This is a genomic window from Enterobacter cloacae complex sp. SYL001, from assembly GCF_049237025.1.
Lineage (GTDB): Bacteria > Pseudomonadota > Gammaproteobacteria > Enterobacterales > Enterobacteriaceae > Enterobacter > Enterobacter intestinihominis.
On sequence record NZ_JBMKJI010000001.1, the window covers coordinates 666,237 to 680,014 of the forward strand.

General features: G+C 54.1%; 19 protein-coding genes. 1 reads left to right on the forward strand and 18 read right to left on the reverse strand.

The window, feature by feature from the left end; genetic code table 11:
* Positions 1–123 precede the first annotated feature (123 nt).
* Positions 124–1,257, reverse strand: a complete 1,134-nt coding sequence (locus tag ACOTZP_RS03040) for a P22 phage major capsid protein family protein (protein WP_080471902.1) — start codon at positions 1,255–1,257, stop codon at positions 124–126.
* A gap of 110 nt (positions 1,258–1,367) precedes the next feature.
* Between ACOTZP_RS03040 and ACOTZP_RS03045 the strand changes: the two genes are divergently transcribed.
* Positions 1,368–2,108, forward strand: a complete 741-nt coding sequence (locus tag ACOTZP_RS03045; RefSeq protein WP_127341149.1) for a hypothetical protein — start codon at positions 1,368–1,370, stop codon at positions 2,106–2,108.
* On the opposite strand, the gene ACOTZP_RS03050 is transcribed toward ACOTZP_RS03045, so the two are convergent.
* The 17 genes from ACOTZP_RS03050 to ACOTZP_RS03130 all read right to left on the reverse strand — a co-directional run bounded on the left by ACOTZP_RS03050 (position 2,105) and on the right by ACOTZP_RS03130 (position 13,332).
* Entirely contained in the window at positions 2,105–2,857 is a 753-nt protein-coding gene (locus ACOTZP_RS03050) for a DUF6651 domain-containing protein (RefSeq protein WP_421633626.1), read from the reverse strand. The two genes, ACOTZP_RS03045 and ACOTZP_RS03050, sit on opposite strands and share 4 nt — an antisense overlap.
* Positions 2,858–2,982: 125 nt before the next feature.
* Positions 2,983–4,086, reverse strand: coding sequence for a phage minor head protein (locus ACOTZP_RS03055; protein WP_421633627.1), 1,104 nt, complete (start codon positions 4,084–4,086; stop codon positions 2,983–2,985).
* Between the two features lies 1 nt (position 4,087).
* On the reverse strand, positions 4,088–5,491 hold the full coding sequence (locus ACOTZP_RS03060) for a DUF4055 domain-containing protein (RefSeq protein ID WP_421633628.1): 1,404 nt from the start codon (positions 5,489–5,491) through the stop codon (positions 4,088–4,090).
* Between the two features lie 4 nt (positions 5,492–5,495).
* Positions 5,496–6,800, reverse strand: a complete 1,305-nt coding sequence (locus tag ACOTZP_RS03065) for a terminase large subunit domain-containing protein (protein WP_421633629.1) — start codon at positions 6,798–6,800, stop codon at positions 5,496–5,498.
* Entirely contained in the window at positions 6,778–7,755 is a 978-nt protein-coding gene (locus ACOTZP_RS03070; RefSeq protein ID WP_421633630.1) for a terminase small subunit, read from the reverse strand. The genes ACOTZP_RS03065 and ACOTZP_RS03070 overlap by 23 nt, the downstream gene beginning before the upstream one ends.
* Positions 7,756–7,760: 5 nt before the next feature.
* The gene (locus ACOTZP_RS03075; RefSeq protein ID WP_129327127.1) at positions 7,761–8,132 is read right to left on the reverse strand and encodes a hypothetical protein; all 372 of its coding nucleotides are present in this window, start codon (positions 8,130–8,132) and stop codon (positions 7,761–7,763) included.
* A 121-nt stretch (positions 8,133–8,253) separates the two neighbouring features.
* Positions 8,254–8,634: a hypothetical protein gene (locus ACOTZP_RS03080; protein ID WP_122008253.1), complete on the reverse strand. Its 381-nt coding sequence runs from the start codon at positions 8,632–8,634 to the stop codon at positions 8,254–8,256.
* Positions 8,621–9,349, reverse strand: coding sequence for a KilA-N domain-containing protein (locus tag ACOTZP_RS03085; RefSeq protein ID WP_057696221.1), 729 nt, complete (start codon positions 9,347–9,349; stop codon positions 8,621–8,623). The genes ACOTZP_RS03080 and ACOTZP_RS03085 overlap by 14 nt, the downstream gene beginning before the upstream one ends.
* A gap of 195 nt (positions 9,350–9,544) precedes the next feature.
* Positions 9,545–10,018 carry a lysis protein gene (locus tag ACOTZP_RS03090; RefSeq protein WP_421633631.1) on the reverse strand — a complete coding sequence of 158 codons (474 nt, stop codon included), beginning with the start codon at positions 10,016–10,018 and terminating at the stop codon, positions 9,545–9,547.
* On the reverse strand, positions 10,015–10,455 hold the full coding sequence (locus ACOTZP_RS03095; RefSeq protein ID WP_421633632.1) for a lysozyme: 441 nt from the start codon (positions 10,453–10,455) through the stop codon (positions 10,015–10,017). The genes ACOTZP_RS03090 and ACOTZP_RS03095 overlap by 4 nt, the downstream gene beginning before the upstream one ends.
* A complete protein-coding gene (locus ACOTZP_RS03100) occupies positions 10,442–10,783 on the reverse strand; it encodes a phage holin, lambda family (protein WP_373665576.1) in 342 nt (113 codons plus the stop codon). Before ACOTZP_RS03100 ends, ACOTZP_RS03095 begins: the two co-directional genes overlap by 14 nt.
* Before the next feature lie 485 nt (positions 10,784–11,268).
* Positions 11,269–11,958, reverse strand: a complete 690-nt coding sequence (locus tag ACOTZP_RS03105) for a bacteriophage antitermination protein Q (RefSeq protein ID WP_421633633.1) — start codon at positions 11,956–11,958, stop codon at positions 11,269–11,271.
* Positions 11,955–12,071: a hypothetical protein gene (locus ACOTZP_RS03110; RefSeq protein WP_232936381.1), complete on the reverse strand. Its 117-nt coding sequence runs from the start codon at positions 12,069–12,071 to the stop codon at positions 11,955–11,957. Before ACOTZP_RS03110 ends, ACOTZP_RS03105 begins: the two co-directional genes overlap by 4 nt.
* Positions 12,068–12,427, reverse strand: a complete 360-nt coding sequence (locus ACOTZP_RS03115) for a RusA family crossover junction endodeoxyribonuclease (protein WP_163449226.1) — start codon at positions 12,425–12,427, stop codon at positions 12,068–12,070. Before ACOTZP_RS03115 ends, ACOTZP_RS03110 begins: the two co-directional genes overlap by 4 nt.
* Positions 12,424–12,714, reverse strand: a complete 291-nt coding sequence (locus ACOTZP_RS03120; RefSeq protein ID WP_421633635.1) for a DUF1364 domain-containing protein — start codon at positions 12,712–12,714, stop codon at positions 12,424–12,426. Before ACOTZP_RS03120 ends, ACOTZP_RS03115 begins: the two co-directional genes overlap by 4 nt.
* Positions 12,707–12,877, reverse strand: a complete 171-nt coding sequence (locus tag ACOTZP_RS03125; protein WP_421633636.1) for a NinE family protein — start codon at positions 12,875–12,877, stop codon at positions 12,707–12,709. The genes ACOTZP_RS03120 and ACOTZP_RS03125 overlap by 8 nt, the downstream gene beginning before the upstream one ends.
* Positions 12,877–13,332, reverse strand: coding sequence for a YbcN family protein (locus tag ACOTZP_RS03130; protein ID WP_396470455.1), 456 nt, complete (start codon positions 13,330–13,332; stop codon positions 12,877–12,879). The genes ACOTZP_RS03125 and ACOTZP_RS03130 overlap by 1 nt, the downstream gene beginning before the upstream one ends.
* Positions 13,333–13,778 lie beyond the last annotated feature (446 nt).

Here is a 13,778-nt window from a genome sequence, read left to right on the forward strand (position 1 = left end):
GGCAGGATTTTTATCAGCGTCCTGCTGAGCTGCAAGCTTTTCCGCTTCACGCTGAGCGCGCTGCTCTTTGGTTAATCCGGCCATTGGGCCTCCTGAAAAACAAAGGGGCCGAAGCCCCCTGGGTTAACCCATGATGATGGCGGAATGACGTGGCGCCACAGCAGCCACACCCCACGCCAGACCCACTTCATAACGCACCTGACGGTACTGGCGGTACAGCGCCACCTGGAAGGTGATGCCAGATACCGGATCGGTCACATTCATGACGTCATCAGCAGTATCGCCACCTTCAGGCATCGCCGGGGTACGGCTGGCCAGCAGGAATGCCCCGCGGTCAAACGCCATGTTCGGAACGAATTCGCTCAACACGGTGACATCAGCCTGATCTGCCAGATCCTGACGGAGGCCCGGCGCGCTAATAGTGATAGTGGAAGACGTAGCCGCAACGACCAGATACTGATTGTCATCACCGGCGAACTTCACCGCAGTACCTGCAGCAATACCGCCGGTGCCGGCAGAGATAGCGATGATGATATCGCCCTCTTTCTTCGCGCCATTGACCTTATAGCCAGCAGCAGCGCTTTTCGCGGTACGCTTGATGCTGAAGGATTCGTGGAGGTTGAAGCCCATGATGCGACCGATAACACCTTCACGCAGCAGCTGGTCGGTTCCCGCTTCGTTCGCTTTGAAGAGTACAGCCTGTTTACCACGGATGGATGCCATCGCTTCGCCACCCAGCACCATACGCAAATCAGTAGTCGGCGCACCGTTATCGGTCAGGATTTGGCGCGCCAACGCAGCATCAGTCAGATCGTCTTTGATGCTGAACGGGGTATTCTTCGGCGCGCCAACAGCGCGGGAGGAGTTGAGGTACAGCGCAGCGAGATCTGCATCCACTTCGTTCGCCAGCGCACGGAAAGCCTGCTTGAACTGGTCAGCCAGGATGGTGTTGTAGGTACCAGCCGGGCCCAGAGCCAATTGCTCTTCACCATTCCATTTCACCGGGGCCATTTTGGATTTGGTGATTTTGACATCCACACCACCGATGGTCTGGTCGCCAGAATTAGGCGCTGAAGGACCAGGGACAATATCTTCAGTGGTGGCTGCAGGTGCGACTGGCGCACGTACGGTCTGGTCTTTTGCAGCAGCATCCGCTTTCGCGTCACGAGCCACCGCAGGAATAAAACCAGTTTGCTCGCGGGACACTACGTCCAGCGCGGTATAGATGGTCGGGATTAAATTTGTGAGAGTATTCACTAGATTGTCCTTATGATTCAATGGATTGATATTTGCTCTATCCAGAGCTTGCGCCGCACCTCTTCCAAGGATAAGCTAGGGATTACACCTGTTATAAATGGTAATCAAAATTGAAAAAATGTCTGATTGATGGCTGTGATCGCGATGCTGATTCAAAGGCGCATGGTAAAAAAGGATATTGCTCGGCCCATTACCAGCGCATCCGAATTTATGGTGATGCGATGACGTACAAAAAGATCGCAAAACCTTTTGAATTTAAAAAATGTTTGGTTGAGGACTGCGAAAGAAGCGCGAACCGTACTAATGGCGGTAAACGTGGATATTGCTCAATGCACTATCTGCGAGTTAAACGATCTGGAGACCCTTTGGTTGTTAAACAGACTCCATCACCTGCAAAAGACTTTATTGAAACGCATAAAGATTATGATTCTGATGAATGTTTAATCTGGCCTTTCCACCGAGATAAAAAAGACGGCTACGGGCGCATTCATGAATCAGGAACTGAGCGGCTAATAACCGCCTCAAGGGCAATGTGTATCGCTGCCCATGGTGAGCCACCAACCCAACGCCATGAATCTGCTCACAGTTGTGGTAAAGGACATGAAGGATGTGTTAATCCACGACACCTTTACTGGGCAACCCCAGAGGAAAATCAGGGCGACAGAGTCCTGCACGGCACATCAAATAGAGGCGAGGCTCAATGGAATCACAAGCTAACTGTTGAGCAAGTGCGGGAGATCAGGAAACTTATAGACTCCCACACATTGCGAGAATTAGCTGATATGTACTCAGTATCAACCAGAGCTATTCACAGCATAAAAACCAGAAAAACATGGGCGTGGCTCGATTAATCGACGATGCTGACGCCGTCTTTCAGCGCTGCTTGCTTTCCAGCGTTATCCAGGGAATCAAAAGCAGCGCGTTTCATGGTTTTCTGCCCGGCCTGATGCTGCGACTGGTGAGAACCACCGCCGCTGTTGCCGGACGATTTGAGGATGTAGTCTTTCTGCGGGTGCGACTCGACCAGAGATTCCAGCGCTTCATCGAAGCTGGCCAGCTCGCCGGGCTTGGTGCGAGAGAACACCTTATTGCCCTGGCCGTCGTAAGCCACAACCTTCCCTTCTTCGATTTTGAAGTTCTGACCGAAGTAGGAACGCACGAACTCAGTCGGGATCGCCATCTTCTCGGAAATGAACTTAGAGCCACCGAAGCGGCCGCCGATCATCTCGTCGTAGAGTTGAGTTTCCAGCTGCTGGGTCTTGCTGTTTGCTTCGTCCAGCTGCTGCTGGAATACCTTGGTAATCTCAGCCTTAACCTGGTCAACAGCGCCAGCGTCGATCAGTTTTTTCTGGTCGATTTTGGTCATCATCTCCAGGGCTTCGAGCGCCTTGGTCGGATCGGTGATGCCAGAGAATTTCGCGAGACTGGCTTCCGCCGCCTCCTTCGCTTCACGGTGAGTTTTAGCTTCACCGTTCAGGGAGGTGATTTTGGTCATCGCTGCGGCTGCGTCGAACGGGATTTCTTTGCCATCATCATGGATGTACACAGGCATACCGTTTTCAACGACCACATTTCCGTTAGCATCAAGTTTCAGTTTCATTGTTTTTGCTCCAGCCTTCCGGCCATTGGTAATAGGTCATCCGACCCGGTCACCGCGTCGCATCCGCTCAGCGGCAGGCATAAAAAAAGCTGCCCGGAGGCAGCCTGATGTTGATGGGGTTTGTGTTACTGGAACGCCGACGCATCCACGCGGCGTAACTCGTCCAGGGTAAGGAACTCCCCGGCATCGTTGAACATCTCCGGCACGGTGATTTTGCCGTCTCGCAGCATCTGCGCGCGAGTAACGCCCAGCACCTGCTCCTGCCGCGCGTAAGGCTGCCTCGCAAGCCATTCGGCATAGCTGGTATGCGCTGGCACCTGTCCGTCCATTGAGGCGCGCGTGGCTTTGCTCAGCTCGCCTGAGGCTATTTGCATTTCCTCCCACGATTTAGTGATCAGGATTTCGCAGGAGCGGCAGCAAAAATGGATTTTTCCGGGTCCGCGCAGATACGGAATTGCATGGCCCAGCGGCTTGCCATCGAGCGAGTAGAGTTTGCGGTCGCGGATGATGCACCACTGGCTGGTGTGGGTGTCCAGCGTTGAGGACCACTGTTTGGCTTTCACGATATCGCTGTTGGCCTGGGCGAACTCCTGACGTGCCGTAGCAGCCATGTGGTTCACTGCCGTGCGAGTGACCACCGCAAGGTCGCGCCGGGACGCATTAATCACCCCGTCCTCGCGATTACGCTGCGGCGTGCCGGCAACGCGCTTAACAATCTGCTCGACCGTTTCGCCCTGAAGGAAACCAGAGCGCACCGCGTTGGTGATTTTGTCCAGCCGGTCGGCTTCAAGCTTCTGGCCCCACTCTTTTAACAATCGCCCCTGAAAAGGCTGTGACACTGCTGCGGCGTAAACTTGCTCAGGTGCAATGCTCTGGAGCGGAACATGCTGGAGAATCTGCTTCGGAATGATGCTGCTGAAAAGGTCAAACTGATACCCGGCCTCATACTCAACGTAGCGCGTCAGTTCCCGCGCCAGCGCATCATTGACCGGTTCGTAGGCCTGTTGGTTCAGGTCGCGTACGCCAGCCAGAAGCGAAGCCAGGCGGCGGGCGCTGTAGGTGTCGGCACGCTTGCCGTCCAGCAGCACCAGCAGTTTTGCAGCAAGGTCAGCATCCAGCCTGTTCAGCAACGACACCATGCGCCGGGCGACGCCAGTACCGTAGCGGTTCACATAAAGCCCGTGCGCTATGGTTTCGTCCTGAAGCCTGTCATTGACGGAACGGGCCATATCACACCTCGTCCGGCGGCAGCTCTGTCAGCGAGGCCGATTCAGCCAGCAACTCGTTCAATACCTTGTCGGGGTCTGCATCGGCATCAATCAGACTGAGCTTTTGCAGCGCCTTAATGGCATCGATACGGCGGAGGTCGCCACCCTGGCGAAGTGACTGAATAGCCAGCGCCGCAGGCGGGTTAAACTCTTTCGACTCGACATCCAGCTCGGTGCGGACATCTACGTTGCCGCCTTCCTTCTCGCCGATGTACTCGGCCATGATTTGCAGAATGTTGTCGATCGCATCTTCAAGGCTGGTAGCCATGGTGTAGAGCGGTGACTGCTCCTGCATTTTCTCTTCGGAGGTCTGGTCTACCGATTTGGTAGAGGTGTTTTCCGTACGCAGCAACTTCGCGCCAGCCTGGCGCATCTGCTCCACAAGTTCTGCCAGCGACTCTTTACCAGCACCGATGGAGGAGCCTGTATGCTCGACGTATTCCAGACCCTGCTTTTGCCGATCAGTGAACGACGTAGCTGAAGACGAGCCAATTATCAGCTCTTGCCCCTCTTCCAAACCGAACACCGTGAGCAACGGCACCCTGGCGACGTGCAGAATGTTGTCCTGCTCGCTCTGGCTCTGCCAGTGCTTGATGTTCAGCAGGGCCATGTTGAGCAGTGGCGGTGAACCACACATAAACCCGGTGCGTTTGGTGTAGAGCGTGACCAGAGTGATATCCTGGCGGGATGTCTGCCACCCATCGAATAGCGCCCAGGTCGCGGCACCGTCAGCATCTTTAGCCTTGCGGTAAATTTCCACCTTTCCGGGTGTCAGGTATCGGATTTGCTCGACTTTGGTCTGCCCGAAGTCGTCGCCGTCTTCGACCACAACCTCTTTGATACGCAGCGCAGTCAGCACCACTTTTCCGTCCACCATTTTCGACTTCCAGCCAATTACCTGGCGTGGATTGAGCATGGTGACGTATGGGCGCGCGCCAGTAGCTTTCTCTTCCGCTTTGGTTTTCACCTTTTCGGTGTCCACCCTGGGATAATCCACCAGCGCGTGGGAGAGGCCATACTGCATCGCCAGACCGAAGAATGCCTGCGCCCAGACATCCAGACGAGTACCTTCAAGGTCGAAGTTTTTCGCATACTCTCGCAGCTCATCCGGCACATTCTCGGCAAGCTTAATGGGCTCAGCAAATACACGCCCGATGTTTTGCTTAATGGTCTCTTCGTAGGCTGGCAGAAGCGTGGCCACGGCGAGGCGTTTTTTGTAGTCCTCTTTGTCTTCTTTTGGCCAGCGCGGGAGATAAGACTCTCCCAGCTGTCGCATATAGAGCGTGCCGCCCATCAGGGCGTCGTTGATATCCCACGCCTCGACCATGTTCCCATAGTCCAGATTGGGTGTTGAGATGTCAGGCATGGAATTACATCCGTAGTTGAGTGACTTTTCCGGTCGGCTTGATGATCGGGAATTGCTTCACGATGAAATAGCCACCAGCATCATTTGGGTGATCGTTGTCGGCTGATTTATCCGGCTCGCCGTTTGCCGCCCATACCTGCTGTTCAAGGCTGTCTGTATAGACCGGGCAGCGAGCAACGTTAACTTTGTAGCGGCGCTGACCGTTGCCGTTGCAGAACATGGCATTCATGGAGTTAATGCGATCCTTTACCGGCGGGTTGGCGGCGTTCACCACCACGCTGAATCCGGCCTGCTTGAGCTGCGCAATATCCGTAGCGCTGGCGTTATTGGACTTGCGTGAATCGCCGGAAGCATCCGGATAGACGTAAATCTGCCTGGAGGCAACATAGCGCCCGTCCTCGTAGCGCCAGAACTCTTCCTGGATACGCTTTATCATGGCTGGCGTGTCATAAACTTTTATCAATTCTCGTACCGCGCGCGGCTCGCCATTGCGAAGCACGTGGACGATGGCCGCCATTTTGCCAACGTTAAAGTCCATGCCGATATAGAGCGGCTCGCCTGCCTGCTCTTCATCGGTACAGTTATTCAGACGTCTATCGAACTGGTGATAGATAGTGCCGCTGGTCAGGTTTGTAAAACGCCCCCTAAGGTACGCCTTAATTAGCTCCGGCGGGTAGGAGTTCATCAGCGACGGGATGTAATCCGGCGGCAGGTTCTTCGCGTTGTCGAACGTACTGGCCTGAATTAGCCCATACAGAGCAGAAAGCTCAGGCTTTTCACGCACTGCTTTCACGAATTGCTGGTAAACGAACTTGAAGCCCTCCGGCGTAGTCGTGACATCGATACCGTTACGCAGACCATCAACTTTGTAACGCATACGAGCGATGATTTTTCGCCAGGCCTGCTGCGCTTTAGCAGCCGCCATGACGTCCAGCTCATCCACCATCGCGTTACCGATTTTAAAGCCGACTATCGATCCGGGCTTCTCCATCGAGCGGCAAATTGTCGTGCCGCGATACCGACGCCCCTCATAGAAGTGAACCTCTTTGTTCCCCTCATTGATTTTGACACTCAGCCCCCAGTCAAAGGCCACCTCTTCGATCGTCGGATAGAAGATGTCACGAATCTGCGGGTACGTCGGCGCGAAATAACCCTGGTTGATTTTCGGGTGCTCCCACATCCCCTTACAGATGCCGCCACAACCTACCCACGTCTTGCCGGAACCGAACCCGGCAACATAGGCTTTGAATTTGTGTTGCATCGCGAGGAAGCGCGCCTGTGGGATGTTAAGTGTCGGGCTGATCCCCATCTTCCGCCCTCGCGTCCACTACGTTGATATTGATTGCAACTGGCGTTGGTTCGTCATCATCACCATCACCGGCCAGCTCTTTGCGGAGTTTCTCAACCTCCAGCTGCCGGCGGTCGATTTCGATTTGCTGGAGGCGCTGCGCGAATTCGCTATCTGCCAGGCCAAGCCGCTTCATAACCGCTTCATACATGCGCTCGCGGCTGATTGCCGTTATCTCAACGCCATTCTTCCCAAGCTTGACGCCGGAATAAGCCAAAGCAGCATCAGGGGAAAGTTTCCGGGTGTCTGCGAAGTAAGGCTGTCCTACTCCGTCGCCATTGCAGCGCGGGCATTCAGGGTTAGGCTCTCGGTTGTGGTCATAGCCGTAACCTCCAGAGTCCTCCGGTTCACGACGGTCACGATCAACAGCCTCGAGTCTTTTCTCTTCAAACTCGACAGCATCGCGCCACTGATACTGATGACCGAAGCCCCAACAGTAACGACACGCGCCGCGACGATACTGTGAAAGCTGGTTTGCATCGAAAGTGGCAAGTTGCCACATCTGGGAGAGAACCTCATCAGCACTGCCAAGCGTGCGCGCAATGGAGGCTTTCTGCTGCTGCGCAATGACCTGCGCAACCTTAACATTTGATAACAACCGACTTGATTGCTCCTGCGCGGTTTTCTTGCTGTACCCGGCACGGATAGCTGCCTGAGCGGCGTTGTTGTCCTTCAGGTACTCCGCGACAAATAAGCGCTGCTGAGCAGTAAGTCCATCATCTTCCACCAGCTCATTTGCGCTTTTATCTTTCTGCGCAGTTTTTTGCGCAGTTTGCGCAGAAGGTTTTTTGATATATCGACGGGCGGTAGCGTAGTTCAGTCCCTGCGCTTCACACCATTCCTTTGGTGATACGCCGGTTGCGGCATGTTCGGACAGGAACCGTTGCTGAAGCTCGCCCCAGTCCGGTTTTGCCATATTGTTTATTCCTGTTTGAGGTATGGCAGGAAGTGGCTGAACATGCGATCCAGCATGTAGCAGTACGTTTCGTTGGCGTCTTCCGGCTTGGTTGTCACGCCGACATCAGAGCAAACGTAAAAGCATACGTGAGCGCATTCATGAACGAGCGTGGATATCTGGTTATCGAATACTCCAATCAGGTAGCAACGCTCTCCCGTATCGGTGTTTTCATAGTTGCTTGCCATTCCAGAGTTAAACGGCCTCTCATCCCCGCTGCCGCCAAGGAATTTATCAGCGTGCTGAAACTGTTCTCTGGTTGTTGCGAGGTAGACGTGCGCACTTTGAAACAGCGGAATGGTGAATGCCGGAAGTCTGTGCCATTTGGCCTTTGCCATATCTCGCTCCGTCATTATCCGTTGCAGGGGTTATTTTTTATTTATCCGCTCAGGGGGATATCCATTATCAAGCCCACCAGCAGGTGAGCTTTGGAATGGAAAGCCGTTGTGAAAGTGGCTCTCAGTGTGCGGGTAATTCCCCATCAGCAACTTTCTGGGCGTAGTAATCAAGGATGTCTTCGATGACCGCTATTCCTGACGGTTTGAGCCCCTCATACTTCCCTATTGATGCGAAATACGAAGGGCGCTCAGGATTGTAGATATCGAGCATCCGAAAGAACTTCATCTCCACTGCGTCAGCATCCATATTGTCGGCCATAAAATATGACGTGAACATCGACGCCAGGCAGTCAGCATCTATCAGAATGTCGCCAAATTCAGAACGGTATATGGGTTGCCGGTGTTTCGCAGTTTGCATGATGACGAACTCCTCACAGACCTGCCTGGCCATGGGGAATTTTTCTGGTGAGTATGGATTCACGGCCACCTCACGCAGCAGCATAGAGCAATTTCATCTGCCCTTTTACCGGGAATGCCGACATGCAGCGCGCTTCGAAATCACGATAATCAGAGCACCCATTGGCAATGCTGGTAACGGCAATGATCTGTCGCTCAACCAATGTCAGCGCGTCAGGTTTAAGGTGCTGATGGATTTTATCTCCCGCAGCCAGGCGTCTTTTAACCTCTGCATACACTTCTGGTGGTAATACCGGGCCATATACCCACTTTGCGCTGATCATCCCAAAAAGTGCGGGGCGACGACCTGGTCTATGACGAGGCAGTCCTGACATTTTGAACATTGCAGAATAAAACGGATCGCTAAACCTCTTTTCCCATGGCTGAGATTTATCCAGAAGGAAAATAGCCTTTATTCTTTCATCGTCGATATGATGAACGGAACCCTGAATGATTGCGTCAATTTGCTCATCACACCAGATCTCAAAATCTACAGAAAGCCATCGAGCAAATCTGACCGCCAGTTTTGGGTGAAGCCATGTTCCGCCGCCACGGTCTTTGCGAGCGCGGCTGGTTTTTACATATGTGATATTCCCATATCTACTCTTTAGCGCCTCGATGTAACGAACAGTCTCAGGAAGCCTAAGCCACTGAGCCGGCTCCTTGTTGAACTTGTCAGCCGCCGCAGTCGCGTCAAACCAGCCATCGTCAGAAAAACGCATTGGATGGCCTTCGAAATCAATCGGGATGATATTAGACATCGTATTTACCTTTTTGGTGATATGAGCCAGTTCTCGCAGACATGGACAGCCCAAGAGCGGCACGATGTAAGCCACCGTCCTGTCTCTGTCTCATATCCCGAAAAGCTCTTGGTTTTTTTGCGCGGAGAATGCGCGGGTTTACTGCGGGCATAAAAAAGCCCGACCGAAGTCAGGCTCTGTTATTTGGGTGACGAATCACTTAAGACACTGCTCTTTGATGTAGTCCTGCATGCCGCGAATCATTTTGTCAGCGGTTGCGATTCCGTCCCGGTGATCGAAATAATTCCGTCGAGCGTCTGGAGTAAGTTCGGGGGTTCCTGCATCATCCACGCCGGTGGCGGAGGTGGCTTTTGACACTCCAGGGCAGGTTGCGGCGATGCGCAGCCGTTTAGCGCCAGAATCGACATCCCGACGCAAATCGTTAATGGTTTTTTTCGCATCGGACAATTCCTTCGTGTATTTGGCATCCAGTGCAGCGACATCACGCTGGCGGGTCTGCATGTCTTTAATGGTGGCGTTAGCCATGCTGAGTTTCTCAGTGGCTTTATCTCGCTGGTCTTTGTAGGTAATGGCGTTGCTGCGGTAGTGGTTCACGAAGAGCATCAGCATGCCGATTACCGCCACCACCAGCAACTGCAACCAGTAACGCCTTAGCAGCGCGCCAATCACGACAGGAACAGAGCGCGCTCCGCCTCACGCCGACGGGTCAGCCCATTCAGGACTTTGCCTCCAGCTTTGTTCCAGCGCAGGAACTCATCGGCAGAGCCAGCGTAATCACCGGCGTTGAGTTTGCGCAGGAGAGTCGATGTCGACAGTGACCGGGCGCCGAGGTTATACGTGAACGACACCAGGGCGTCGAATTGCCCTTGAGTCAGACCCACTTTAACCAAGCGGGACACGTCGCTTTCGTAGCTGACCAGTCCGGTCTTAAGCAGACGCTCTGCCGTTTCCTGCTTAATCGTCATCCCGGCGCGGACAGGTTTTCCGTCGACGGGCTGAGTCCATCCATAGCCGATCGTCCATACGCCCACGCTGTCTTGGTAGGCGGTGAGCTTGCAGCCTTCAAACTGCTTGATCAGGGCAATGCCTTTTTCACTGGTTTGCATTACCGCCTCCAAAGCGAGAATTAAACACCCGGGAAGCCATAACCTTAACCTGCTCTACGCCAACGAAACCGAGCGCGCCACCGATAGCGATCGACAGGGACTGTGGGAGGTTGAAGTAATCAAGAGCTGACACAGCGGTAAGGGTCAGAGCTCCGCAGATCGCTCCTTCAAGAATCATTTTCTTCCAGCCGCCACCGCCGTAAGCGATTCGCAATGCGGCCATGGCAACCGATAGCAATACGGCACCCATCGGCGTTTCGCCACGCCACCAGCTGTGGAGTAGTTCGATAAACTCCGTCCAGGAGTGGGGATCGTTATGCATTTTCATAGTCTCTAACCTCCGGCTTAAAAGCGGGGGCTGTGTGTTTGAAAGGGGTCAGGCCCTCGGGACGATTTAACAAGTAGGCGTGTCGATGATGGTTCCCGGAGCCTGAAATAAAAAACCCGGCGACAGGCCGGGAAGATGAGGGTAAGGCAATGTCGGCTCTCTGGCCGAAGGGTCCCAGGTAGTGGGTTTGGTTTGTGGTGGCCGGTGCTGATCTCCGGCTTTCTCTGGCATCGTGTGCCCCAAGACTTTTCTCCAGAGATAGCGCAGTCCTCATTAAGGGGGTGCCGTCTCTAGCGCATCAGCCTGCGCATTCACCACAACGGACAGAGCACTCTGTGCATTTAAGCCAAGCCCCATACGGGAGAATGCTCTTTCCTGTTGTGCAGATACGAAAAAGCCCAAGGCGTTAACCTCGGGCTTAAATTCTTTGTGTCGACAATCAAAGCTATGGCGACGATATCAGATTTACATGAAATCTATGCTATTTAATTGACTTTTGCAATACCCTGCTGCGAAAAAGTAGCCTTTTGTTGTGATCGTGTTCTCACAGTGCAGATAAGAGAATCGCCATCAAGCCGCTTAAAGATGGTACACATGGCCCGCCAGTAGTCGGCGTAGTTATGGCACCAGTTATCAGGCTTAACGCCGCACAGAGCCGCCAGGTCCTGGTGCTGATACACATCCTTACCCGCCAGCTCCGCTTTGACGTCCTGCGCCGCCAGCCAGATAAGCTTCTTGAGGCGTTCCATCGTCTTGCCGGCCACCTTCTTCGCGCCGAGCTGCTCCCGGAACTCTTCCCACGCCCACTGGGTGATCGCCACCTGGTATTCGAAGCGGGTGTTCTCGCTGTAGTTCCATAGCAGCCACGCTTTCTGGTGATCTTCCAGCGACAGAAGCGCCCGCCGCCATGACGCGGTCCCGTACTCTACCGGGCTAACCAGAGCGATTGACGTTCCCTTCGCACGAGACTGGCTACCGCTCATTGCCGGGCCGTCCGGGTTAACTTTGCGGCCGGTGACCGGGTCAGTGATTTTCTTCCGGCCCCGGCTGCGCGCCGTCGCGGTGAATTGCGCGTTCTCGGCGAAAGCTACCAGCTGCCCTTTCGTCGCCCCGCTCAGATCTGCGGTCGCCACAATGAGCTGCTGACGTACGTATTCCAGTTGCTGACTGTTCATGCGGCTTCCTTATGTGGCTGGTTTGTTTTGGTCTGGCTGTGCTTTGCTACTGGCGGCAGGCTGGCGCGCTTAACGCTTTCGGCCTGGTATCGGGTTATCTCGTCTCTGGTCACGGCGCGCACTCCCCAATAATGATCTGCCCCTTCTCTCCCCAAAGTTTTGTCACCCGTCCATCCCAGACCCGACTGTCGTCGTCGAAAATGGCATCGAGTAGCGCCTTTTCCAGGTTGTCTTTATCCGGCTTTTGCTGATGAGCCTGGCCGTTAAGTTGCTTGCGCTTCTTCTGGCTCCAGCTTTTTGGCATGGGAATGATGAAGGTGATGTGATAACCGGATTCAGGAATGTTGATTCCAAGCAGGCGCACCTCGGCTTTGAAAGCCCAATATGCCGCCGTCGCAGGTCTTTTATGCCAGCGATCTCGCTGTGTCATGCGGGGCTTACTGACTGGCGTGATATCGTAAATATTCATGCCTTCACGAGCCCCTCTTTCAACCAAATAACCTGTGTACGCGCCATGCCTTCCAGCGCGCACTCCTTTGCATATTCCGCATCGACCAGACGGGTGCGGCGATCAATCTCGTCGTGGCAGCTGCTGCATGCGATGGTGGCGATCAGGTCAGGTGGCTTGATTCCGGTCCCGCATAGACCAGCAAGACGTATGTGAGCCGGTACTGAGGTTTCAGGATTGCCGTTGCATACGCCGGGGATCCGCACCTGACATTCCCGCCCGCGTGCCGCTTTGCATAAATTAGCCATGCGCTCTCCTCGCCGCGAGACGCAGCCATTTCTGATCCACCAGGCGGGCGGTGTAGTCTTTCAGTGTCGGGATGTCGGACGGCTTAACCACGGACTTGCGCTGGCGGCGCGCCGGAACGCGGAAGATTTCATTGGTGATGACGCGGGAAAGTGGAGTAGACATCAGGCCTCCTGCTTATCGCGCAGCTGCTGATACTCGCAACTTTGGGGGATGGTCAGTTGACAGCCGATATTCATCGCCCAGGCTTCTACTTTGCAAAGGAAGATGTACATCTCGCCGGTTTCCAGCTCTGACGTATGACGTAAGGATTGGACGGTGGTGACCTCGCCGGAAACTACGTCTACCCGGTCTTTGCTTTCGTAGCCGAGATAGGTGTGCTTCATCGCGTCCTTGACCCACTCAGGCGTAGCAAAGGTCTTGCCGCGTGCGATGAGGTACTCGCTAATTTCCGTGTACCACATGTGGCTGAGCGCGTTCTGCGACAGGCTGCGCTTCTCCCGCCACGGCTTAACCTGCAGGCGGAAGCATTGCCCGGCATCGAGCAATGGCTGAATCTGCTGGCCAATGGCCGCGAAGTTGCCGCGATGGAGTTTGATGCCGTCTACTGGAAGAGTCATACGGCCCCCTTAACGGAAACCGCAGAATGCAGAAAATCGCAGGTGCATTTCTGCATCTGTGACAAGGTGAGGAGTTCAGATTGTGGTCGCATTTAAGTCCCCTTAAATGCGCAGAAGTCACCGCCGGGCGTTCAACTCCGACGGCGACTTAATTATGGCGGGATGATTTGAGAAAATCAATTTGCGAATAGCGACAATATATAGTTAAGGAATCCAGCCTTCGCCGCAATTTCCTGTCTCTCTCATCCACTCATGACCGCATTCCGAGCATTTGTAATAACGCTCGTTTGCTTCGCGTCCGTGATGGCTGAAGTTAACGGATTTATCGCCTTGCAAGACCATGCATGGAAGAGGCGGATCCCTTCGTCCAAGGGGTTGTTTGTTACATACTTCACAAGTCATAAATCCCGGACCTCACACGTCATTCGCCTGTAAAAAATCATTAT